Consider the following 22,008-nt stretch of genomic DNA (forward strand, 5'->3'; position numbering starts at 1 on the left):
TGGACGCTCGGCGCAGCTCCCAATCGGGGACTACTGCCCCTGCTCGTAACGGCGCAGCTGTTCGAGATCGATCATGCTCGTGTCGAAGAAGCTCGTCTCGTCCAGCGACCCGCCCATCTGCTGCTGGGGCTGTACGGGCTGCTGCTGCTCGTAGGTGTACTGACCCGAATAGGGCGCGGCGTAAGCCGCTCCAGTGGAGCCGGTGCTTGCAACGGAGTAGGGGTCGGCCTGCTGGGGCTGCTGGTACCCGTACGGGTCGGCCATCGGCTGCTGGTACGCATAGGGGTCCTGCTGCTGGTACCCGTACGGGTCCTGCTGGACCGGCTGGACCTGCTGCGCCGGGATCTGCGGCTGCGCGGGCTCCGGCTCGGGGTCGGCGAGGGCCGCGAGGCCGGCCAGGTAGTCCGCGTCGCTGGCGTTGCGCAGGTCCGCGCCGCCGGCCAGGTCCTGGGCGGCCATGTGCTCGCCGAGGGCGTCGGAGGCGATCCGGCCGTGCAGGGTCTCCCGACCCCGGCCGACGGCCTCCAGGGTCTTGCTGAGGACGGCCTCGAAGGCACCCAGCTTGACGTCCACGTAGGCGTCGGCACGCTCGATCAGGGTCCGCGGGTCGGCGCTGTACTCGGGGGCGTCCGCGTCGGCGTACCCCTCGGCGTCGAGGCCGGGGCCCCGGCCGAGGAGCTTCTCGCGGCCGCGGTCCACCGAGGCGATGGTCTTGTTGAGGACGACCTCGAAGTTGGCCAGCTTGGAGTCGACGTAGTCGTCGGCCTCGGCGCGGATCTCCTCCGCCTCGCGGCGGGCCTCGGCGAGGATCCGCTCGGCCTCGTCCTGGGACTGCCGGGCGACCTGGGTGTCGGAGATCAGCGAGCCGCGCTCGGCGTGGGCGGCCTCGATGATCCGCTCGGCCTCCTGGCGGGCCTGCTCGACCATCTGCTCGCGCCCGCCGAGGAGCTCCTGGGCCTGGGCCAGGGACCCCGGCAGGGCGCCCCGCACCTCTTCGAGCAGAGCGAGCAACTCGGCCCGGTTGACCACGCAGGACGCCGACATGGGCATGGAGCGGGCGCTCCGGACCGTATCGACGATCTCGTCGAGCTTCTTCTGCACGTCCACCGGTGCTCGCCACTCTCTACAGCTGGATGGAGACGGACGGGACGACTGTAAGGCCAGTCGGGCCCGGTCCGGGACCTGGTGACGGAGCGTCAGCGACAGTGGCCGGGGGTCACGGCCGGCTCACGGCGATACCCAGCCCGCTCGCAGCCCGCTCGCAGCCTGATCACCGCCGGATCACCGCTCGCGGCGCAGCCGCTCGGTGAGCTTGCCGAGGACCTGCGGCGGCACCAGGTGGGAGACGTCGCCGCCCCAGGCCGCGACCTCCTTGACCAGCGAGGACGACAGGAAGCTGTAGGTGGGGTTGGTGGGCACGAACAGCGTCTCGACGCCGGAGAGCCCGTTGTTCATCTGGGCCATCTGCAGCTCGTAGTCGAAGTCGCTGACGGCGCGGAGTCCCTTGACGATGGCGGGGATGTCGCGCTGCTTGCAGAAGTCGACGAGCAGGCCGTGGAAGGACTCGACCTCGACGTTGCCGAAGTCGGCGGTGACCTCGCGGATCAGCTCGATCCGCTCGTCGACCGTGAACAGGCCCTTCTTCGCCTGGTTGATCATCACCGCGACGTGCACGACGTCGTACAGCTTGGAGGCTCGGGCGATGATGTCGAGATGTCCATTGGTGATGGGGTCGAACGACCCCGGACAGACGGCGCGGCGCACCTTGGTTCCCTCGCTCTCCGGTCCGGTCATCGTGCGTCTTCGCACGTAGAGGCGGCGCGACCGTACCAAAACGTTCCCTCGCCGTAGCGACGGGCCCGCAGTGGTTCGAAGCCGTCCGGCCAGCCGAAAACGCCGCCCCGGGTGCTGCGCTCCACGGTGACGAGGGCATCTTCCGCCATCCAGCCCCCCGCGCGCATTGTGAGGAGGATCTCGCGCAACTCGGCGTCCGCGACGGCGTAGGGCGGGTCGAGGAAGACCAGGTCGTACGGCTCGGCCGGGGCCGGTCCGGTGATGATCTGCTCGGCCTTCCCGGTGCGGAACTCGGCGCCGGGCAGGCCGAGGGAGCGGATGTTCTCCCGGACGGTCTTCGCGGCGCGCGGGTCGGTCTCGACGAGCAGGGCGTGGGCGGCGCCGCGGGAGAGTGCCTCCAGGCCGACGGCGCCGGAGCCCGCGTACAGGTCGGCGACCCGGGCGCCTGCGAGGCCGTGGAAGGACTCCCAGGTGGAGAAGAGACCTTCCCTCGCGCGGTCGGAGGTGGGCCGGGTGCCGGTGCCGGGGGGCACGGCGAGCCGTCGTCCGCCGGCGGTGCCGGCGATCACGCGGGTCATGTGGGTTCCTCGTTCTCCATAAACCATTGCGTACGCAATAGCTTATGGCGGTCCGGCCGGGATTCGGCCTCGGGATTCGGCCTGGTGTGCGGCGGTCAGCCCTTGTCCGGGTGCTCGGTCAGCCCTTCTCCAGGTACTCCTCCCGGTCCTTGTCCAGGAGCGCGTCGAGCGCGGTGCGCAGCGCGGGGTGGGCGGTGAGGTCGGGGTCGGCGAGGACGAGGGCGGTGGCCTCCTCGCGGGCGGCGGCGATGACCTCCTCGTCCTCGATGACGGCGAGGACCCGCAGGGAGGAGCGGACGCCGGACTGGGCCTGGCCGAGGACGTCGCCCTCGCGGCGCTGTTCGAGGTCGATCCGGGAGAGCTCGAAGCCGTCGAGGGTGGAGGCGACGGCGCCGAGCCGCTGGCGCGCCGGGCCGGCCTCGGGCATCTCGGTGACGAGGAGGCACAGACCGGCGGCGGAGCCTCGGCCGACGCGGCCGCGGAGCTGGTGCAGCTGGGAGACGCCGAAGCGGTCGGCGTCCATGATCACCATGGCGGTGGCGTTGGGCACGTTGACGCCGACCTCGATGACGGTGGTGGCGACCAGGACGTCCGCCTCGCCGGCGGCGAAGCGGCGCATGACCTCGTCCTTGTCGTCGGGGTGCATCCGGCCGTGCAGCACCTCGACGCGCAGCCCGGCGAGCGGTCCGGCGCGCAGCTGCTCGGCGACGTCGAGGACGGCGAGCGGCGGGCGCTTCTCGGCCTCGTCCTCGGGGGACGCCTTGGCCTTCTTCTTCTGGTCCTCCTCGTCGCCGATCCTCGGGCACACCACGTACGCCTGGTGCCCGGCCTCGACCTCCTCGCGGACCCGCTCCCAGGCGCGGGCGAGGAAGTGCGGCTTGTCGGCGGCGGGGACGACATGGCTGGCGATCGGGGAGCGCCCGGCGGGCAGCTGGTCGAGGACGGAGGTCTCCAGGTCGCCGAAGACGGTCATGGCGACGGTACGGGGAATGGGCGTGGCCGTCATGACGAGCAGGTGCGGCGGCTGCTTGCCCTTGCCGCGCAGGGCGTCGCGCTGCTCGACGCCGAAGCGGTGCTGCTCGTCCACGACGACCAGGCCGAGGTCGTGGAACTGCACCTTGTCCTCGATCAGCGCGTGCGTGCCGATGACGATCCCGGCCTCGCCGGTGACCAGGTCGAGCAGCGCCTGCCGCCGCCCGGCGGCCCCCATGGACCCGGTGAGCAGCACGACCTTGGTGCCCTGGTCGGCGCCGCCGAGCATCCCTCCCTCGGCGAGGTCGCCCATCATCTCGGTGACCGACCGGTGGTGCTGCTGGGCGAGCACCTCGGTGGGCGCGAGCATCGCGGCCTGTCCCCCGGCGTCGACGACGGCGAGCATGGCGCGCAGCGCGACCATCGTCTTCCCGGAACCGACCTCGCCCTGGAGGAGGCGGTGCATGGGGTGCTCGGTGGCGAGGTCGTCGAAGATCTCCTTCGAGACCTTCTCCTGGCCCTCGGTGAGGGTGAAGGGGAGGCGGGCGTCGAAGGCGGTGAGGAGGCCGTCGGGGGCGGGGCGGCGGGGGACGGCCGGGAGCTGGGTGTCGGCGTGGCGGCGGCGGGCCAGGGCGACCTGGAGGACGAAGGCCTCGTCCCACTTGAGGCGGTCGCGGGCGTCGGCGATGTCGGCCTTGGTGCGGGGGCGGTGGATACGGGTGAGGGCGTCGGGCAGGTCGGCGAGGCCGCGGCCCTCGCGCAGGGCGGGCGGCAGCGGGTCGACGAGCCCCTCCCACGCGGTGGCGGCCATGGAGTCGAGGGCGATACCGACGGACTGCTCGATGGTCCAGGACTCCAGCTGCTTGCAGGCCGGGTAGATGGGCAGCAGCTCGCTCGCGAAGGCCTTGACGGTCTCGGTGCTGCTCTCGGCGTCGAGGAGCTTGTACTCGGGGTGGGCGAGCTGGAGGCGCCGGTTGAACATGCCGACCTTGCCCGCGAACATGGCGCGCCGGCCGGGCAGCAGTTCCTTCTGGTGGAAGTGGACGGTGCGGCCGAAGAACACCAGCTGCATGCGGCCGCTGCCGTCGGTGATGGTGACCTCCAGGCGCTGGCCCTTGCCGCGCCCGCCCCGGTTGAAGGTGTGCACGCGCGCGTCGGCGACCTGGGCGACCACGGTGACGTGCTCGTCCAGGGGGAGGTCGGCGAGCGCGGTCAGCTCGCCGCGCTCGGCGTACCGCCGCGGGTAGTGGTGCAGCAGGTCGCCGACCGTGTGCAGGTCCAGGTGCTCGGCCATCACCTTGGCGGTGGCGGCGCCGAGCAGTTTCTTGAGGGGTTCGTCGAGCGCGGGCACGTGGTCCATTGCACACCACGGCACTGACAGAAGTCGCGCCCCTCGGTCTCGTGAAGCGGGCTATTCGACGCCGATGAGCAGCGGCGGTGCTCCCGCGCCCGCCTGGTAGACGGTGGTGTCGACGGCCAAGTAGGTGGCGCGGACGTGCTGTTCGAGGGTGTCGGCGAGGTCGTCGGGGGTGTCGGCGGCGACGACCACGGTGACGAGTTCGCCGCCGGCGGAGAGCATGCGGTCGAGGACGGTGACGGCGGTCGTGGTGAGGTCGCGGCCGATGACGGCGACGTCGCCCTCGATGAGGCCGAGGACGTCGCCGGCCTGGCAGACGCCGGCGGAGGTGAAGGACTGGCGTTCGGCGACGCCGAGTTCGGCGTAGCGGGTGGCGCCGGCGGCGGCGGTCATGGCGACGACGTCCTCGTCGAAGCGCCGGCCGGGTTCGTGGACGGCGAGCGCGGCGATGCCCTGGACGGCGGCGCGGGTGGGGATGAGGGCGACCCTGATGCCCTCGCGGCGGGCGTGCTCGGCGGCCTGGGCGGCGATCTCGCGCAGGTCGGTGTCGTTGGGGAGCAGGACGATCTCGCGGGCGTGGGCGCGGCGGATCGCCTCGGTGAGTTCGGCGGCGGTGGGGGTCTCGCCGGGGCGGGCGACCAGGGTGGTCGCGCCGGCCTCGGCGCACAGCCCGGCCAGGCCCTCGCCGGGCAGCACGGCGACGACGGCGCGCTCGGCGGGTTCGGGCCGGGTCTCCAGGTGGGTGACGCCGATGCGGTACGGGCGTCCCGCCTCGATGCCGGCCTCGACCGCGGCGCCGGCGTCGTCGACGTGGACGTGCACGTTCCACAGTCCGTCGCCGCCGACGACCACCAGGGACTCCCCCAGTGCGTCGAGCCGGTCGCGGAGCCGGTCCACGGCCTGGTCGCCGGCCTCCAGGAGGTAGATGACCTCGTACGCGGGCCCTTCCCCGGCCCCGGCCGCGCAGTCGGCGGCGAGCACGGGGTCGACGGCGAGCACCGGGTGGTGCGGGGCGGGTTCGGCGGGCCGGGCCGGGGCCTCGCCGGTGAGGGCCTCCAGGAGGGCGCCGAGGACGGCGACGAGGCCGGCGCCGCCGGCGTCCACGACTCCGGCCTTGCGCAGCACGTCGAGCTGTCCCGGCGTGGCGGCGAGCGCGGCGAGGGCGCCGTCGTAGGCGCTGCGGGCGACGCTGACGAGGTCCCCGCCCGCGGCGCAGGCGGCGGCCGCCGCGTCGGCGACGGTGAGGAGGGTGCCCTCGACGGGGTGGGCGACGGCCCGGCGGGCCGCGTCGGCGGCGCTCGCCAGGGCGCGGGCGAGCCGGTCGCCGTCGGCTTCGCCGGCCAGGACGGCGGCCATGCCGCGCAGCAGCTGGGACAGGATGGTGCCGGAGTTGCCGCGGGCGCCGATCAGGGCGCCGTGCGCCATCGTCCGTATGATCTCCGCCACGTCGGCGTCCTCGGCGGCCTCGTTCACGGCCCGGGCGGCCGACTCCACGGTCAGGTAGAGGTTGGTGCCGGTGTCCCCGTCCGCGACGGGATAGACGTTGATGGCGTCGATCTCCGCGCGCTCTCTCCCGAGCGCCGCAAGGGCTCCTGCGCACCAGGATCGGACCGTCTCGGCGTCGAGGGTCTGCGGAGCTCGCGGCAACGGGTGGTCCTCCTGTGCTTCGCGGTGGGTTCACCGCAGGGTAGACCGGCATCCGTCCGGAGCCGGGGGCGGGGGCCGGGCGGGCCGTGGTAGTTTCGTTCCACGGAAGCAGACGTTGTATGCTGCTTCGGTTGCCCGGCACTGGTCGGGCCATTCCCCGGCAAGCCACTTCAGATCCCTGATCCGATTCCGGTGCGCCGGTTTCACTGTAAATCTGAAGTCTTTGGAGTGACCCGTGGCTGCCAACTGCGACGTCTGCGGCAAGGGGCCGGGCTTCGGCAACAACATTTCGCACTCGCACCGCCGTACGTCTCGTCGCTGGAACCCGAACATCCAGCGTGTGCGTGCCGTGGTCGGTCGGACGCCGAAGCGGCTCAACGTCTGCACCTCGTGCATCAAGGCCGGCAAGGTCTCGCGCTAATCGCGACGTCGTGTCGTAGCGCAGCCCCTGCGGTTGCCTTGAAAGGCCGGTTCACCTCGGTGAACCGGCCTTTTGCCTTGCCCGGAAACGCCTGCGGAAACGGTTGCGGACCCGCCTCCGGACCCCGCCTGAGGGGCATCGGCTAGCGCCGCAGTGCCCATCCGTGGTCGACCGGGCCGATCCCCGCGCCCAGGGCGAATCCTGCGGCGATGGCACCCGTCACATACGCCTTGGCCTGCCGTACGGCCTCCGGGACCGTCAGGCCCTTCGCGAGGCCCGAGGCGACCGCCGAGGCGAGCGTGCAGCCCGTGCCGTGGGTGTGCCGGTTGTCATGGCGCGGGGCGCGCAGCCAGTGCTCCTCGGTGCCGTCGGTGAGCAGGTCGACGGCCTCCGCGGTGTCTCCGGGCAGGTGCCCGCCCTTGATCAGCGCCCAGCGCGGCCCGTACGCGAGGATCGCGCCGGCCGCCCGGCGCATGCCGTCCTCGTCCTCGACCACGAGGCCCGTGAGCTGGGTCACCTCGTCCAGGTTGGGGGTGGCGACGGTCGCGGCCGGAAGCAGCCTCGTACGGACGGAGTCGAGGGCGGAGGCGGCGAGCAGCGGGTCGCCGTGCTTGGAGACGCCGACCGGGTCGACGACCACCGGGGCGTCCAGCGGGGCCAGCAGCTCCGCCACCGTCTCCACGAGCGCGGCGGAGGCCAGCATGCCGGTCTTGACGGCCTGGACGCCGATGTCGTCCACCACGGCCCGGTACTGGGCCCGTACGGCCTCCTCTGGCAGTTCCCAGGCCCCTTGGACGCCCTGCGAGTTCTGGGCGGTCACGGCGGTGATCACGCTCATGCCGTGGACGCCGAGCGCGAGCATGGTCTTCAGGTCGGCCTGGATGCCCGCGCCGCCGCCGGAGTCCGATCCGGCGACGGTCAGGACCAGAGGGGGCCGGACGGTCACTCCATGCCCCCGAAGTGGTCCCAGCCGCCCTTGCTGTGCCACGGCGCGCCGTCCACGGTCACCTGCGGCAGCGCGGAGGGGTTGAGGACCTCGCCGATGACCTTCCAGCGGGCGGGCAGCTTCACGTCCGCCGGGAAGGTCGCGACGATCGCGTGGTCCTCTCCCCCGGTGAGCACCCACTGGAGCGGGTCGACGCCGACGGCCTGGCCGATGTCGTTCATCTGGCTGGGGATGTCGATGGAGCCGGAGCGCAGGTCGATGCGGACCTTGCTGGCCTCGGCGATGTGCCCGAGGTCGGCGATCAGGCCGTCGCTGACGTCGCACATGGCGGTGGCGCCGAGCCCGGCCGCGGCGGGGCCGGCGTGGTACGGCGGCTCGGGGCGGCGGTGGGCCTCGACGAAGGCGCGCGGGGAGCGGAAGCCGCGGGAGAGCACCGCGTAGCCGGCGGCGGACCAGCCGAGCCAGCCGGTGTAGGCGACGACGTCGCCGGGCTGGGCGCCGCCGCGGGTGACCGGGTCGTGGTTGCGCAGATCACCGAGGGCGGTGATGGAGACCATGATCGTGTCGCCGCGGACCACGTCGCCGCCGACCACGGCGGCACCGGCGACCTGACATTCGTCGCGCAGTCCGTCCATGAGTTCGGTGGTCCAGGTGACCGGGAGCTCGGCAGGTACGACGAGGCCGAGGAGCAGTGCGGTGGGCACCGCGCCCATGGCGGCGATGTCGGCGAGGTTCTGCGCGGCGGCCTTGCGGCCCACGTCGTAGGCCGTGGACCAGTCGCGGCGGAAGTGGCGTCCTTCGAGCAGGATGTCCGTGCTGGCCACCACCCGCCGGTCGGGGGCGGAGACGACCGCGGCGTCGTCGCCGGGCCCGATCCGCACCGCGGGGGTGGAGGTGAGCCGGGAGGTCAGCTCCCTGATGAGCCCGAACTCGCCGAGCTCTCCGACTGTGCCCTTCACCGCGATTCACCTCGTGTCGTCGTGCCGGCCGCCGCGCCGCTCCGCCGCTCCTCGCCGTGCGGGTCGCGGGCCGTCACCGTGCCGGATACCGTCAAGTAGACCGTCAACTTCTCATGTGTGTACGCCACCCCGCGCGCGCCTCCGGACCCGGAGGTCTCCCCGCGGCCCGCGGCGACGCGGTACCGTGGCGTCTCTTTCTCCCACAAGATCCTCGTGGCCGCCCTGGAGGTTCCGTGGTACAGGCGTACATCCTTATTCAGACCGAGGTGGGCAAGGCGAACGCTGTCGCCGAGACCATCGCGCAGATCTCGGGGGTGATCCAGGCCGAGGACGTGACCGGCCCCTACGACGTGATCGTGCGCGCCGAGGCCGACACCGTGGACGCGCTCGGGCGCATGGTGGTGGCCAAGGTCCAGCAAGTGGAAGGCATCACGCGCACCCTCACCTGCCCGGTCGTGCATATCTAGCCCCCGTCTACCCTTGGCCGGTGATGTCTTCCCACCGGCCGCTCGGCCTGCCCGTCTCCGCCGCCGCGGCCGTGCTGCTGCTGGCCGTCACCGGCTGTTCCGCGTCGGACGCGGAGGTGTCGGTGCCGGTTCCCAGCCCGCCGGCGGCCGAGGCCGCCGTCTGCCGTGCCCTCGCGAAGGAGCTGCCCGGCACCGTGGCCGGTCTGGCGCGGACCGCGACCGAGCCGGAGTCCGAGCTGACCGCCGCGTGGGGGGATGCGGCGATCGTACTGCGCTGCGGAGTCCCCCGGCCCGAAAAGATGAGCGATCCACAGGCCCAGGGCGTCGACGCGAACGGCGTGAACTGGCTGTACGAGCCGCGCGCGGGCGACGGGCCGCGGTTCACCACCACCTACCGCAAGGCGTATGTGGAGGTGACCCTCGACCAGCGCTACGCGCACGACGTGGGCCCGCTGGTGGACTTCGCCGAACCGGTGAAGAAGGCCGTGCCCCCCAGCCTCTGAGAGGAGCCCCGGAGAGGAGCCTCCGAGAGCCCGGGGCCGGGGGGCCGGGGGCCGGGAAGAGCTAGCGCAGTCCCGTGGAGCGGTTCAGCGCGGCCTGGATGAGCCGGTCGACGAGCTCCTGGTAGCCGACGCCGCTCTCCTGCCACATCCGCGGGTACATGGAGATCGGCGTGAAGCCGGGCATGGTGTTGATCTCGTTGATGACGAACCCGCCGTCCTCCGTGAGGAAGAAGTCGGCGCGCACCAGGCCCTCGCAGGACACCGACTCGTAGGCGAGCACGGCGAGGCGCTGCACCTCGGCGGTGGCCTCGTCGCCGATCGGCGCGGGCACCATGCCGGAGGCCGAGTCGATGTACTTGGCCTCGAAGTCGTAGAAGGCGTGGTCGGTGACCGGCGGGATCTCGGCGGGCACGCTGGCGCGCGGGCCGTCCTCGAACTCCAGGACGCCGCACTCGATCTCGCGGCCGCGGATCAGCGACTCCACGATGATCTTCGGGTCGAAGCGGCGGGCCTCCTCGACGGCCTCGTCGAGGCCGGAGAGGTCGTCGACCTTGGTGATGCCGACGGACGAGCCGCCGCGGGCCGGCTTCACGAAGAGCGGCCAGCCGTGGTCGGCGGCGAACTCCACGATCTTCTTGCGGGCGGCGGCCGGGTTCTGCTCCCACTCGCGCGGCCGGATGACCTCGTACGGGCCGACCGGCAGGCCGAAGGAGACGAAGACCCGCTTCATGTACTCCTTGTCCTGGCCGACGGCGGAGGCGAGGACGCCCGCGCCGACGTACGGGATGCCGGAGAGCTCCAGGAGGCCCTGGAGGGTGCCGTCCTCGCCGTACGGGCCGTGCAGCATCGGGAACACGACGTCGACCTCGCCGAGCGCCTGCGGCAGCGCGCCGGGCTCGCTCAGCACGACCTCGCGGCTGGCCGGGTCGACGGGCAGCACGACGCCGCCGGTGGCGGACTCGGCGAGTTCGGCGACGTCCGGCAGGGCGCGGTCGCTGATGGCCATCCGCTCGGGGGCGTCGGCGGTCAGCGCCCAGCGCCCCTCGCGGGTGATGCCGATGGGCAGCACGTCGTACTTGTCCCGGTCGATCGCCTTCAGGACGGCACCTGCGGTGACGACCGAGATGGCGTGCTCGGAGCTGCGTCCGCCGAAGACGACGGCCACGCGCGGCTTGCGGGGGCTCTGGGTGTTCTCGCTCATATCGCGATGAGCGTACCCTGCGGCGTCCGAACTGCTGAGCGCCCCGCGTCACGCGCGCGCGTACGGGTCAAGCGCGGTCCGCTCAGCGGCGCTCGGGCTTGGCCGAGCGCGACATGAGTTCCTTGAGCGCGACCACCGGCGGCTTGCCGTCGTGGACGATCGAGACGACGGTCTCGGTGATGGGCATGTCGACGCCGTGGCGGCGGGCCAGATCCAGCACGGACTCGCAGGACTTGACGCCCTCGGCGGTCTGCTTGGTGGCCGCGATGGTCTCCTGGAGGGTCATCCCGCGGCCCAGGTTGGTGCCGAAGGTGTTGTTCCGGGAGAGCGGCGAGGAGCAGGTGGCGACGAGGTCGCCGAGGCCCGCGAGGCCGGAGAAGGTCAGCGGGTCGGCGCCCATGGCGAGACCGAGGCGGGTGGTCTCGGCGAGGCCTCGGGTGATGAGGGTGGCCTTGGAGTTGTCGCCGAGGCCCATGCCGTTGGCGATGCCGACGGCGAGACCGATGACGTTCTTGACCGCTCCGCCGAGCTCGCAGCCGACCACGTCGGTGTTGGTGTACGGGCGGAAGTACGGGGTCATGCAGGCGGTCTGGAGCCGCTGGGCGACCGACTCGTCGGCGCAGGCGACGACCGCGGCGGCGGGCTGCCGGGCGGCGATCTCCTTGGCCAGGTTGGGGCCGGTGAGCACGGCCACGCGCTCGGCCGGCACGTCGGCGACCTCGGTGATGACCTCGCTCATCCGCTTGGCGGTGCCGAGTTCGACGCCCTTCATCAGGGACACGAGGACCGTGTCGGGCGCGAGGAGCGGCTTCCAGGCGGCGAGGTTGCCGCGCAGCGTCTGGGAGGGGACGACGAGGACGGTGAAGTCGGCGTCGCGGGCGGCCTCGGCCGGGTCGGCGGTGGCGGTGATCCCCTTGGGGAGTTCGACGCCGGGGAGGTAGTCGGGGTTGGTCCCGGTGCGGTTGATGGCCTCGGCGAGTTCGGCGCGGCGGCCCCAGAGGCTCACCTCGCAGCCCGCGTCGGCGAGCACCATGGCGAAGGCGGTGCCCCAGGATCCGTTGCCGAAGACGGCTGCCTTGGTCACTTCTTGCCTTCCTCCGCGGCCTTGCGGCGCTGTTCCTGGCGGGCCTTGCGGTGGTCGTACGGCTCCGCGGGCGCCTGCTCCCCGCGGATCTCCTCCAGGATCCCGGTGATGGCGGCCATGATCACCTCGGTGGCCTCGCGCAGGACGTCGGGCGTGGGCTCGACGTCGTAGAAGCGGGAGAGGTCGACCGGCGGACCGGCCTGCACGATCAGGGTCTTGCGGGGCCGCAGCCGGAGCTTGTCCTGCTTGGCGTACGGCGGCATCGCGAGGTTCGCGCCCCACTGGGCGACCGGGATGACGGGGGCCTTGGTCAGCAGGGCGACGCGGGCGGCGCCGGTCTTGCCGGCCATCGGCCACATCTCGGGGTCGCGGGTGAGGGTGCCCTCGGGGTAGAAGGCGACGCATTCGCCGCGCTCGATGGCGTCGACGGCGGACCGGAAGGCGTCCAGGGCGTTCGTGGTCTCGCGGTAGACCGGGATCTGGCCGGTGTTGCGGAGCATGGTGCCGACGAATCCGGCCTTGAAGAGGCCCGCCTTGGCCAGGAAGCGGGGTACGCGGCCGGTGTTGTACTGGTAGTGCGCGTAGGAGAGCGGGTCCAGGTACGAGTTGTGGTTCACCGCGGTGATGAAGCCGCCGTCGGCGGGGATGTGCTCCTGTCCGCGCCAGTCCCGGTTGAACAGCACCACCAGTGGGGGTTTGGCGATGACCGCCGCGAGGCGGTACCAGAAGCCGATTCTGCGGCGGGACACTCGAACACCTTTCTCCGGACTGCGCAAGGGGTCAAGTGTCACCCCCTGCCCCTGGCCTGTCGAGGACACCGTACGCCCCGGGGCGTGGGCGATTCGCGCGGGCGGTTGGCGCGGACGGTTCGCGTGGACGGGACAGAATGGGGCGCGATGACGAGCCACGCCGAGCACGACACCGAGAACGCCTGGTCCCTGGTGGTGCCCCTGAAGCCGCTGGCCCGGGCCAAGAGCCGCCTGGCGCCTGCCGTGGGGGGCCTGCTGCGCGGCCGGCTCGCGCTCGCCTTCGCCGAGGACACGGTGGCGGCGGCCCTCGCCTGCCCGGCGGTGCGGGATGTGGCGGTCGTCACGGACGACCCCGCGGCCGGCGCGGCGCTCGCCGCCCTGGGCGCCCGCATCGTCCCCGACCTCCCTGCCGCGGGCCTCAACGAAGCCCTCTCCCACGGCGCCCGCACGGTCCGCGCCCTGCGCCCCTCCGCCCGCGTCGCCGCCCTCAACGCCGACCTCCCGGCCCTCCGCCCCGCCGAACTGGCCCGCGTCCTGGCGGTGGCCGGACAATTTCCCCGGGCTTTTCTCGCCGATGCCGCCGAAATAGGTACGACATTCCTCTCGGCCGCCCCGGGCGTGGAATTGGAACCGGCTTTCGGTGGAGCTTCCCGCCGCCGCCATTTGTCCACCGGCGCCGTGGAAATCCGCCTCCCGGACGTCCATTCCGTCCGCCGCGACGTGGACACGGCCGACGACCTGTCGGCGGCACTCACCCTGGGCGTGGGCCCACGGACGGCGGCGCGGTGGGTACGGGCGGCGGGGTAGGGGGCCGAATCTCGGCCCCCTACCCCCGGCCCGGCCCGGGCTGGGGTGGGGTGGCCGTGACTCCCGGGGCTTCGCCCCGAGGGCCGGCCGGTGGCCGATGGCAGGAGGGGTGGGGCCGTTCCGGGCCCGAAGGGTCGCGGGCGGGCAGGGCGCAGGGCCCGCAGGCGGCCGGGGCGCCCGGGCCTGTCGCACCCGGCGTGGCCGATAGGCTGGCGGCATGCAGGCGACCGCGTACACATACGACCCCGAGAACCGCACCGGCAGCGTGCTGCTCGACGACGGAACGCCCGTGGAGTTCGGGGCCGAGGCCTTCGAGGCCGGGGGGTTGCGGTTGTTGCGGCCGGGGCAGCGGGTGCGGATCGAGACGGAGGGCGCGAAGGGCGACCTGCGGATCACGCTGGTGACGCTGCAGACGTTCTAGTGACGCCCGCGGGCCGGGCTCCCCCCAGGGGAGCCCGGCCCGGCGTGTGAGCGTCCGCCGTCCTGCTACTTCGCGGCGGCCTTCTTCGCGGTGGTCTTGCGCGCCGTCGTCTTCTTCGCCGGCGCCTTCTTCGCGACGGCCTTCTTGGCCGGGGCGGTCTTCTTCGCGACGGTCTTCTTGGCCGCCGCCGTGGTCTTCTTCGCCGGGGCCGCCTTCTTCGCGGCCGCGGTGGTCTTCTTGGCGGCGGCCGTGGTCTTCTTGGCGACCGTCTTCTTGGCCGCGGCGGTGGTCTTCTTCGCCACGGTCTTCTTGGCCGGGGCCGCCTTCTTGGCAGCGGCGGCCTTCTTCGCGGTGGTGGCCTTCTTCGCCGCCGCCTTCTTCACCGTGGCAGCGGCCGCGCCGCCGGTGAGGGAGCCCTTCGGGGCCTTCTTGACGGAGACCTCGCCGCCCTTGGGGAGCTTCTTCGAGCCGCTGACCAGGTCCTTGAAGCCCTGACCGGCACGGAAGCGCGGGACGGAGGTCTTCTTGACCCGCACCCGCTCGCCCGTCTGCGGGTTGCGGGCGTAGCGGGCCGGACGGTCGACCTTCTCGAACGAGCCGAAACCGGTGACCGAGACCCGGTCCCCGGAGACCACGGCGCGCACGATGGCGTCGAGCACGTGGTCGACGGCTTCGGCGGCCTGCTGGCGACCGCCCAACTTGTCGGCAATCGCTTCTACGAGCTGCGCCTTGTTCACGTCTTCCCCTTCGGAGACTTTGCCGGAACGAAAGTGTTCAAGCTTTTTCGCACGTTAGGCATGTATATACCGCAAATCAAACACGAAACGGGCTAATCACCCTTGTGCCGCAACGCGGTAGACGAGTTGCGGAGTTCCGGGTGTCAGTCGTCTTCAGGGAATCGACCCTCGTCGAGGTCCTTCATCAACCGGTCCAGACGCGTTGCCGCGTCCGCAAGATCGTGCTTCGCCGCGGCCGTGACGACCAGCAGCTTCCGGGACAGCGCCATCCTTACGCCCTCCGGGACTTGCAGTTCGCGCACCCTTGTGTGCGCTTCCTTCAATCGGGCGGCGACTGCCTCGTAGAGCTCGAGTTGGCTGTCGCGTTCCATGCACCGATTGTGCCATCTAGGGCGAGTTGTCGCCCGACCGGGCCTCAACAAGCGACTGCGCCCCCCACCGGACGGTGGAGGGCGCAGTACTGGAAAAGCGCTGCTCAGGCGGCAATTGTACGGGGCTTGAAGGCCGGCCTCGCGGCCTCGTAAGCCGCGATGTCCGCTTCGTTCTGAAGGGTGAGGCTGATGTCGTCCAGACCGTTCAGGAGCCGCCAGCGGGCGTTCTCGTCGAGCTCGAAGTCGGCGTCGATCCCGGCCGCGAGGACCTTGCGGGCCTCCAGGTCGACGGTCACCTCGGCGGTCGGGTCGGCCTCGGTCAGCTCCCAGAGCGCGTCCACGGTCGCCTGCGGCAGGACCACGGTCAGCAGGCCGTTCTTCAGCGAGTTGCCGCGGAAGATGTCGGCGAAGCGGGCGGAGATCACGGTCTTGAAGCCGTAGTTCTGGAGCGCCCAGACGGCGTGCTCGCGGGAGGAGCCGGTGCCGAAGTCGGGGCCGGCCACCAGGACCGTGGCGCCCTGCCGCTCGGGGCGGTTGAGGACGAACTGCTCGTCCTTGCGCCAGGCCTCGAAGAGGCCGTCCTCGAAGCCGTCGCGGGTGACCTTCTTGAGCCAGTGCGCCGGGATGATCTGGTCGGTGTCGACGTTGCTGCGGCGCAGCGGGACGGCCCGGCCGGTGTGGGTGGTGAAAGCTTCCATGGTTCCTCAGACCCCCGCGGTGGTGGCGACGTCGGACAGATCGGCCGGGGAGGCCAGGTGGCCCAGGACGGCGGTGGCGGCGGCGACCTGGGGGGAGACCAGGTGGGTGCGGCCGCCCTTGCCCTGCCGGCCCTCGAAGTTGCGGTTGGAGGTGGACGCGGAGCGCTCACCGGGCGCCAGTTGGTCGGGGTTCATGCCCAGACACATGGAGCAGCCCGCGTGCCGCCATTCGGCGCCGGCCTCCTTGAAGACCTTGTCCAGGCCCTCCTCGACGGCCTGCAGGGCGACCCGGACCGAGCCGGGGACGACCAGCATGCGGACGCCGTCGGCGACCTTGCGGCCCTCCAGGAGCGAGGCCGCGTTGCGCAGGTCCTCGATGCGCCCGTTGGTGCAGGAGCCTACGAAGACGGTGTCGACCCTGATGTCGCGCAGCGGCTGCCCGGCGGTCAACCCCATGTACTCCAGGGCCTTTTCGGCGGCCAGGCGCTCCGAGGCGTCTTCGTACGAAGCGGGGTCGGGGACCTGAGCCGAAAGCGGCGCGCCCTGGCCGGGGTTGGTGCCCCAGGTGACGAACGGCGCGAGCTCGGCGGCGTCGATGACGACCTCGGCGTCGAAGACCGCGTCCTCGTCCGTCCGCAGCGTCCTCCAGTACGCGACGGCGGCGTCCCAGTCCTCGCCCTCGGGGGCGTGGGCACGGCCCTTGAGGTAGGCGAAGGTGGTCTCGTCGGGGGCGATCATGCCCGCGCGGGCGCCGGCCTCGATGGACATGTTGCAGATGGTCATCCGGGCCTCCATCGAGAGTTTCTCGATGGCGGAGCCGCGGTACTCCAGGACGTAGCCCTGGCCGCCGCCGGTGCCGATCCGCGCGATGATCGCGAGGATCAGGTCCTTGGCGGTGACGTCGGCGGGCAGGTCGCCGTCCACGGTGATGGCCATGGTCTTCGGGCGGGCCATCGGCAGCGTCTGGGTGGCGAGGACGTGCTCGACCTGGCTGGTGCCGATGCCGAAGGCGAGGGCGCCGAAGGCGCCGTGGGTGGAGGTGTGGGAGTCGCCGCAGACCACGGTGGTGCCCGGCTGGGTCAGGCCCAGCTGCGGTCCCACCACGTGGACGACGCCCTGCTCGACGTCGCCCAGCGGGTGCAGCCGTACGCCGAACTCGGCGCAGTTCTTGCGCAGGGTCTCCAACTGGGCGCGGGAGACCGGGTCGGCGATCGGCTTGTCGATGTCGAGGGTGGGGGTGTTGTGGTCCTCGGTGGCGATGGTGAGGTCGAGCCGCCGCACCTGCCGGCCGTTCTGCCGGAGCCCGTCGAACGCCTGTGGGCTGGTCACCTCGTGCAGCAGGTGCAGATCGATGAAGAGGAGGTCGGGCTCGCCCTCGGCGCGCCGGACGACATGGTCGTCCCAGACCTTCTCCGCGAGTGTCCTACCCATCGCTTTCCCTCCGGCCGGCGGCGTGCGCCGGCACCACTAGAGACCCGTTTCGCGGGCCGTCGTGCGGCCGCCCCACCAGAGTGACGCGTTCCTCGGAAAATTGAACTTGCGTTTCACAGAGTGAGACGCGAATATCGTTGCATGGACAACTCTAGCGGCGTAGGCGTTCTCGACAAGGCAGCCCTTGTCCTGAGCGCCCTGGAGTCCGGTCCGGCCACCCTCGCAGGACTGGTCGCGGCGACGGGACTCGCACGACCCACGGCCCACCGACTGGCCGTGGCACTGGAACACCACCGGATGGTGGCCCGCGACATGCAGGGCCGGTTCATCCTCGGACCGCGGCTCGCGGAGCTCGCCGCCGCGGCCGGTGAGGACCGCCTGCTCGCGACCGCCGGGCCGGTGCTGACGCATCTGCGCGACGTGACGGGCGAGAGCGCCCAGCTCTACCGGCGCCAGGGCGACATGCGCATCTGCGTGGCGGCGGCCGAGCGCCTGTCCGGACTCCGGGACACCGTCCCGGTCGGCTCGACGCTCACGATGAAGGCCGGCTCGTCGGCGCAGATCCTGATGGCCTGGGAGGAGCCCGAGCGGCTGCACCGCGGCCTCCAGGGCGCCCGCTTCACGGCGACGGCCCTGTCGGGCGTACGGCGCCGCGGCTGGGCCCAGTCGATCGGCGAGCGCGAGCCGGGCGTGGCGTCCGTCTCGGCGCCCGTGCGCGGCCCCTCGAACCGCGTGGTGGCCGCCGTGTCGGTCTCCGGCCCGATCGAGCGCCTGACCCGCCACCCGGGCCGTATGCACGCCCAGGCGGTCATCGACGCCGCCGCGCGCCTGACCGAGGCCCTGCGCCGCAACGGCTGATCGCCTTCCCTCTGTTCATCTGTACACGCTTCATCTGCACGTGTCCGGCCCACCGCTCCAACGCCGCAGCGGTGGGCCGGAGTTGTGTGTCACGACACACATGACGAAGAAGCCCTCCCCCGAAGGGAAGGGCTTCTCCTGTGCGTACCCCCGACCGGATTCGAACCGGCGCTACCGCCTTGAGAGGGCGGCGTGCTAGGCCGCTACACAACGGGGGCGCGGATCTTGCAGGCGTTTGAACCGCCGCAGATCCAAGCTGGTCTACCAGGACTCGAACCTAGACTAACTGAACCAGAATCAGTCGTGCTGCCAATTACACCATAGACCAAAGTGGTTTAGACCAACTCGTACCCCCGACCGGATTCGAACCGGCGCTACCGCCTTGAGAGGGCGGCGTGCTAGGCCGCTACACAACGGGGGCCCTAGCGATCCTGCATCGACATCACTGGGAGCTACCCAAGTGATCCCGCGGGAAGGATCTGTACCCCCGACCGGATTCGAACCGGCGCTACTGCCTTGAGAGGGCAGCGTGCTAGGCCGCTACACAACGGGGGCTTTGTGGATCTATTATCCACGGTTGCAGATGAGCTCTGCGAGCTGGCCTACCTGGACTCGAACCAAGACTAACTGAACCAGAATCAGTCGTGCTGCCAATTACACCATAGGCCACCGGAACGTGATCACTTCGAGAAGGGATCTTGCTCGGCTTGCGCTTCCGGGGCTTTCCGGCCTTTCGGCCCGTTCCCCTCGGCGCAGGAAGAACATTACCCGAAGGTGGACGGTGCTCCAAAACGCGTATCCGCGGCCAGCACGCCGGGCAGCTGGTGGAGGCCGGTGATGCGGGTCAGCTCGGGCCTCCCGCCGGTGTCCGCGCGGTCCAGCCAGACCCCGAGCAGCCCCGCCTCGACGGCGCCGCGCGCGTCCGTGTCCGGCTGGTCCCCGACGTACGCCACCTGGCCGGGCGGCAACCCCAGGGCCGTACAGGCCGCGTGGAACGCCTCCGGGGCCGGCTTGGCCACCCCGAGCTCGGCGGCGCACAGCACGGCCTCGAAGCGGTCCCGTACGCCCAGCGCGCGGAGCTTGGGCTCCTGGGCGTGGATGCTGGAGTTCGAAAGCACGCCGTGACGGTAGTCACGGGCCAGCAGATCGAGCACGGGCACGGTGTCGGGGAAGAGCTCCCAGGCGGCCTCGTAGTGCGCCACGTAGCGGTCGAACCACCCGTCGGCCTCGTCCTCGGTCATCCCCGGCCGCTCCAGGAAGTCCCGCACCCGCCACCGCCGCTGCTCCTGCCAGTCACCGAGCCCGGCCTCGTACCGCCGCCAGTGCAGCTCCGTGAGCTCCTTCCAGCGCCCGAGGGCCTGGTCGACGGAGCCGAATCCCCCGGCCAGGCCCTCGGCCGCGAGGTGCGCACGCATGCCGTCCCGGTCGGCGCCCGCGTAGTCGAAGATCGTGTCGTCCACGTCCCAGAGGACGGCGCGGATGGTCATGAAGACGACGGTACCCCCGTCCCGGGGCGGGACGGGGGTACTTCGCGTACGCGCGGGGATCAGCCGGCGAGCTTCGCCAGGGCCGCGTCGATGCGGGCGAGGGTCTTGTCCTTGCCCAGGATCTGGAGCGACTCGAAGAGCGGGAGGCCGACCGTGCGGCCGGTGACGGCGACGCGGACCGGGGCCTGGGCCTTGCCGAGCTTGAGGCCGTGGGCCTCGCCGGCGGCCAGGACGGCGTTCTTCAGGGACTCCGGGTCGTTCCAGTCGGCCGCGTCCAGCTTCTCGCGGGCGGTGACCAGGAGGGCGTCCGAGCCCTCCTTCATGGCCTTGGTCCAGCTGGTCTCGTCGAAGACCGGCTCCGGCAGGAACAGGAAGTCGACGTTGGCCGTGATGTCCGACAGGACGGTCAGACGCGTCTGGGCGTAGGGCGCGATGGCCTCCCAGGCGGCGCGGTCGAAGTCCTCCGGGGCCCAGTCGGCGTGCGGGGCCGCCAGCCAGGGCTCGCAGGCCGCGGCGAAGTCCTTCACGTCCAGCATGCGGATGTGGTCCGCGTTGATGGACTCGGCCTTCTTGAGGTCGAAGCGGGCCGGGTTGGCGTTGACGTCCGCGATGTCGAACTTCTCGACCATCTCGGGGATGGTGAAGAGGTCCCGGTCGGCGGAGAAGGACCAGCCGAGGAGGGAGAGGTAGTTGAGCAGGCCCTCGGGGAGGAAGCCGCGCTCCCGGTAGAGGTTGAGGGAGGCCTGCGGGTCGCGCTTGGAGAGCTTCTTGTTGCCCTCGCCCATCACGTACGGCAGGTGGCCGAACTGCGGGATCTCCTTGGCGACGCCCAGCTCGATCAGCGCCTTGTAGAGCGCGATCTGGCGCGGGGTGGAGGAGAGCAGGTCCTCGCCGCGCAGCACGTGGGTGATCTGCATCAGGGCGTCGTCGACCGGGTTGACCAGGGTGTACAGCGGGGCGCCGTTGGCGCGCACGATGCCGTAGTCCGGGACGTTCTCCGGGGTGAAGGTGAGCTCGCCGCGGACCAGGTCGTCGAAGGTGATGGTCTCGTCGGGCATCCGGAAGCGGACGATGGCCTCGCGGCCCTCGGCCTTGTACGCCTCGACCTGCTCGGCGGTCAGCTCACGGCAGTGGCCGTCGTAGCCGGACGGCCGGCCGGCGGCGCGGGCGGCCTCGCGGCGGTCGTCGAGCTCGGTCTGGGTGCAGTAGCAGTGGTACGCGTACCCGCCGGCGAGCAGCTTCTCGGCGACGTCCTTGTAGATGTCCATCCGCTGCGACTGGCGGTACGGCTCGTGCGGGCCGCCGGTCTCGGGGCCCTCGTCCCAGTCGAGGCCGAGCCACTTCAGCGAGTCGAGGAGCTGGTTGTACGACTCCTCGGAGTCGCGCGCCGCGTCGGTGTCCTCGATGCGGAAGACCATGGTGCCCTGGTTGTGCCGGGCGAAGGCCCAGTTGAAGAGGGCGGTGCGGACCAGGCCCACATGGGGGTTGCCGGTCGGGGAGGGACAGAAACGGACGCGGATGTTCGCGTTAGCCACGCTTGATCACCCTGTTGGTGAGAGTGCCGATGCCTTCGATGGTGACGGCGACCTCGTCGCCGACGTTGAGGGGGCCGACCCCGGCGGGGGTGCCGGTGAGGATGACGTCGCCCGGGAGCAGCGTCATGGCCTCGGAGATGTGGACGACCAGGTCCTCGATGGAGCGGATCATGTCGCTCGTACGACCCAGCTGACGCTGTTCGCCGTTGACCGTCGCCTGGACGGTGAGGTCGTTCGCGTCGGCGGTGCTCAGGCCGGTCTCGACCCAGGGGCCCAGCGGGCAGGAGGTGTCGAAGCCCTTGGCGCGGGCCCACTGGGACTCGCGCTTCTGGACGTCGCGCGCGGTGACGTCGTTGGCACAGGTGTAGCCGAAGACGACGTCCTGGACGCGCTCGCGGGGCACCTCGCGGCACATGCGGCCGATGACCACGGCCAGTTCGGCCTCGTGGTGCAGCTCGTGGGAGAAGGAGGGGTACTCGATGGCGTCGCCGGGGCCGATGACCGAGGTGGTGGGCTTGAAGAAGGCCACCGGGACCTCGGGGACCTCGTTGCCGAGTTCCTTCGCGTGCTCCGCGTAGTTGCGGCCGATGCCCACGACCTTGTTGGGGAGCACGGGCGGCAGGAGCCGGACCTTGCTCAGCGGGACCTTGGTGCCGCTGAGCTCGAAGTCGGTGTACGGGATGCCCTTGATGATGTCGAGGACCAGGCCGCCGGACTCGACGGTCCCCTCGCCCTCGACCGCTCCGAAGGCGACGTTCCCGTCGATGGAGAATCTGGCGATGCGCACGAGTGCTGTCGCCCCTCACTTGCTACTGGCTGGAGTCTGACGCTCCAGGCTAACGCGGCGGGGCCTGCCGGCCGACGCAGACCGGATCAGCGAGCGGGGTCTGGCGCGTGCAGATGCAAGGCGGAGGAGGGAGGCAATGGCGGAGCCATGGCGACCGACGACAACGCGGCAGATGCGCGTGTCAGGGCCCGAGAGCCC

23 protein-coding genes and 5 tRNA genes are annotated in these 22,008 nt (G+C 71.4%); 6 read left to right on the forward strand and 22 right to left on the reverse strand.

Annotated features, from left to right (window positions below; translation table 11 throughout):
• Positions 1-30: 30 nt before the first annotated feature.
• The 5 genes from AB0C73_RS24385 to AB0C73_RS24405 all read right to left on the reverse strand — a co-directional run bounded on the left by AB0C73_RS24385 (position 31) and on the right by AB0C73_RS24405 (position 6,348).
• The gene (locus AB0C73_RS24385) at positions 31-1,107 is read right to left on the reverse strand and encodes an ATP synthase F0 subunit B (RefSeq protein WP_362533788.1); all 1,077 of its coding nucleotides are present in this window, start codon (positions 1,105-1,107) and stop codon (positions 31-33) included.
• 174 nt (positions 1,108-1,281) lie between these two features.
• Entirely contained in the window at positions 1,282-1,764 is a 483-nt protein-coding gene (coaD, locus tag AB0C73_RS24390) for a pantetheine-phosphate adenylyltransferase (RefSeq protein WP_362534018.1), read from the reverse strand.
• Positions 1,765-1,790: 26 nt separating this feature from the next.
• The gene (rsmD, locus tag AB0C73_RS24395) at positions 1,791-2,372 is read right to left on the reverse strand and encodes a 16S rRNA (guanine(966)-N(2))-methyltransferase RsmD (RefSeq protein WP_362533790.1); all 582 of its coding nucleotides are present in this window, start codon (positions 2,370-2,372) and stop codon (positions 1,791-1,793) included.
• A gap of 118 nt (positions 2,373-2,490) precedes the next feature.
• Positions 2,491-4,704 (reverse strand): ATP-dependent DNA helicase RecG, encoded by a 2,214-nt coding sequence (recG, locus tag AB0C73_RS24400; protein WP_362533793.1) that lies wholly within the window; start codon positions 4,702-4,704, stop codon positions 2,491-2,493.
• Positions 4,705-4,755: 51 nt separating this feature from the next.
• Entirely contained in the window at positions 4,756-6,348 is a 1,593-nt protein-coding gene (locus AB0C73_RS24405) for a DAK2 domain-containing protein (protein WP_362533795.1), read from the reverse strand.
• 235 nt (positions 6,349-6,583) lie between these two features.
• On the opposite strand from AB0C73_RS24405, the gene rpmB reads away from it, so the two are divergent.
• Complete coding sequence (gene rpmB, locus AB0C73_RS24410) at positions 6,584-6,769, forward strand: 50S ribosomal protein L28 (protein ID WP_003957616.1); 186 nt, start codon at positions 6,584-6,586, stop codon at positions 6,767-6,769.
• Positions 6,770-6,911: 142 nt separating this feature from the next.
• Here rpmB and thiD read toward each other — a convergent pair whose 3' ends face one another.
• Both thiD and AB0C73_RS24420 read right to left on the reverse strand, forming a co-directional pair.
• Positions 6,912-7,715, reverse strand: a complete 804-nt coding sequence (gene thiD / locus AB0C73_RS24415) for a bifunctional hydroxymethylpyrimidine kinase/phosphomethylpyrimidine kinase (protein WP_362533798.1) — start codon at positions 7,713-7,715, stop codon at positions 6,912-6,914.
• The gene (locus AB0C73_RS24420; protein ID WP_362533800.1) at positions 7,712-8,674 is read right to left on the reverse strand and encodes a thiamine-phosphate kinase; all 963 of its coding nucleotides are present in this window, start codon (positions 8,672-8,674) and stop codon (positions 7,712-7,714) included. Before AB0C73_RS24420 ends, thiD begins: the two co-directional genes overlap by 4 nt.
• Before the next feature lie 233 nt (positions 8,675-8,907).
• On the opposite strand from AB0C73_RS24420, the gene AB0C73_RS24425 reads away from it, so the two are divergent.
• On the forward strand, positions 8,908-9,141 hold the full coding sequence (locus AB0C73_RS24425; protein ID WP_362533802.1) for an Lrp/AsnC ligand binding domain-containing protein: 234 nt from the start codon (positions 8,908-8,910) through the stop codon (positions 9,139-9,141).
• Positions 9,142-9,164: 23 nt separating this feature from the next.
• Positions 9,165-9,644: a DUF3515 domain-containing protein gene (locus AB0C73_RS24430; RefSeq protein ID WP_362534019.1), complete on the forward strand. Its 480-nt coding sequence runs from the start codon at positions 9,165-9,167 to the stop codon at positions 9,642-9,644.
• 61 nt (positions 9,645-9,705) lie between these two features.
• Here AB0C73_RS24430 and AB0C73_RS24435 read toward each other — a convergent pair whose 3' ends face one another.
• From AB0C73_RS24435 to AB0C73_RS24445, 3 genes are all read right to left on the reverse strand, one after another.
• Positions 9,706-10,845 (reverse strand): D-alanine--D-alanine ligase family protein, encoded by a 1,140-nt coding sequence (locus tag AB0C73_RS24435; protein ID WP_362533805.1) that lies wholly within the window; start codon positions 10,843-10,845, stop codon positions 9,706-9,708.
• Between the two features lie 82 nt (positions 10,846-10,927).
• Positions 10,928-11,929, reverse strand: coding sequence for an NAD(P)H-dependent glycerol-3-phosphate dehydrogenase (locus tag AB0C73_RS24440; RefSeq protein WP_362533808.1), 1,002 nt, complete (start codon positions 11,927-11,929; stop codon positions 10,928-10,930).
• Positions 11,926-12,678, reverse strand: coding sequence for a lysophospholipid acyltransferase family protein (locus AB0C73_RS24445; RefSeq protein WP_362533811.1), 753 nt, complete (start codon positions 12,676-12,678; stop codon positions 11,926-11,928). The genes AB0C73_RS24440 and AB0C73_RS24445 overlap by 4 nt, the downstream gene beginning before the upstream one ends.
• A gap of 147 nt (positions 12,679-12,825) precedes the next feature.
• Here AB0C73_RS24445 and cofC point away from each other — a divergent pair, with 147 nt between their 5' ends.
• Both cofC and AB0C73_RS24455 read left to right on the forward strand, forming a co-directional pair.
• Complete coding sequence (cofC, locus tag AB0C73_RS24450; RefSeq protein ID WP_362533813.1) at positions 12,826-13,485, forward strand: 2-phospho-L-lactate guanylyltransferase; 660 nt, start codon at positions 12,826-12,828, stop codon at positions 13,483-13,485.
• A gap of 217 nt (positions 13,486-13,702) precedes the next feature.
• A complete protein-coding gene (locus AB0C73_RS24455; protein ID WP_362533816.1) occupies positions 13,703-13,906 on the forward strand; it encodes a hypothetical protein in 204 nt (67 codons plus the stop codon).
• Positions 13,907-13,971: 65 nt separating this feature from the next.
• Here AB0C73_RS24455 and AB0C73_RS24460 read toward each other — a convergent pair whose 3' ends face one another.
• From AB0C73_RS24460 to leuC, 4 genes are all read right to left on the reverse strand, one after another.
• A complete protein-coding gene (locus AB0C73_RS24460; protein ID WP_362533818.1) occupies positions 13,972-14,643 on the reverse strand; it encodes an HU family DNA-binding protein in 672 nt (223 codons plus the stop codon).
• A 143-nt stretch (positions 14,644-14,786) separates the two neighbouring features.
• Positions 14,787-15,014 carry a hypothetical protein gene (locus AB0C73_RS24465; RefSeq protein WP_260227783.1) on the reverse strand — a complete coding sequence of 76 codons (228 nt, stop codon included), beginning with the start codon at positions 15,012-15,014 and terminating at the stop codon, positions 14,787-14,789.
• A 104-nt stretch (positions 15,015-15,118) separates the two neighbouring features.
• Entirely contained in the window at positions 15,119-15,712 is a 594-nt protein-coding gene (gene leuD / locus AB0C73_RS24470; protein ID WP_362533820.1) for a 3-isopropylmalate dehydratase small subunit, read from the reverse strand.
• A 6-nt stretch (positions 15,713-15,718) separates the two neighbouring features.
• Positions 15,719-17,143 (reverse strand): 3-isopropylmalate dehydratase large subunit, encoded by a 1,425-nt coding sequence (leuC, locus tag AB0C73_RS24475; protein WP_362533823.1) that lies wholly within the window; start codon positions 17,141-17,143, stop codon positions 15,719-15,721.
• A gap of 141 nt (positions 17,144-17,284) precedes the next feature.
• Here leuC and ndgR point away from each other — a divergent pair, with 141 nt between their 5' ends.
• The gene (gene ndgR / locus AB0C73_RS24480; protein WP_128977462.1) at positions 17,285-18,001 is read left to right on the forward strand and encodes an IclR family transcriptional regulator NdgR; all 717 of its coding nucleotides are present in this window, start codon (positions 17,285-17,287) and stop codon (positions 17,999-18,001) included.
• Between the two features lie 145 nt (positions 18,002-18,146).
• Here ndgR and AB0C73_RS24485 read toward each other — a convergent pair.
• The 8 genes from AB0C73_RS24485 to AB0C73_RS24520 form a co-directional block, all read right to left on the reverse strand.
• A tRNA-Glu gene (locus AB0C73_RS24485) sits at positions 18,147-18,219 on the reverse strand.
• A gap of 38 nt (positions 18,220-18,257) precedes the next feature.
• Positions 18,258-18,329 (reverse strand) — tRNA-Gln (locus AB0C73_RS24490).
• 20 nt (positions 18,330-18,349) lie between these two features.
• Positions 18,350-18,422, reverse strand: a tRNA-Glu gene (locus AB0C73_RS24495).
• 61 nt (positions 18,423-18,483) lie between these two features.
• Positions 18,484-18,556, reverse strand: a tRNA-Glu gene (locus tag AB0C73_RS24500).
• Positions 18,557-18,598: 42 nt separating this feature from the next.
• A tRNA-Gln gene (locus AB0C73_RS24505) sits at positions 18,599-18,670 on the reverse strand.
• Between the two features lie 95 nt (positions 18,671-18,765).
• Entirely contained in the window at positions 18,766-19,488 is a 723-nt protein-coding gene (locus AB0C73_RS24510; protein WP_362533826.1) for an HAD family hydrolase, read from the reverse strand.
• Positions 19,489-19,547: 59 nt separating this feature from the next.
• Entirely contained in the window at positions 19,548-21,023 is a 1,476-nt protein-coding gene (gene gltX / locus AB0C73_RS24515; protein ID WP_362533828.1) for a glutamate--tRNA ligase, read from the reverse strand.
• Positions 21,016-21,810 carry a fumarylacetoacetate hydrolase family protein gene (locus AB0C73_RS24520; RefSeq protein WP_362533831.1) on the reverse strand — a complete coding sequence of 265 codons (795 nt, stop codon included), beginning with the start codon at positions 21,808-21,810 and terminating at the stop codon, positions 21,016-21,018. Before AB0C73_RS24520 ends, gltX begins: the two co-directional genes overlap by 8 nt.
• Between the last annotated feature and the right edge of the window lie 198 nt (positions 21,811-22,008).

It is taken from the genome of Streptomyces sp. NPDC048623 (genome assembly GCF_040650755.1).
GTDB lineage: Bacteria > Actinomycetota > Actinomycetes > Streptomycetales > Streptomycetaceae > Streptomyces.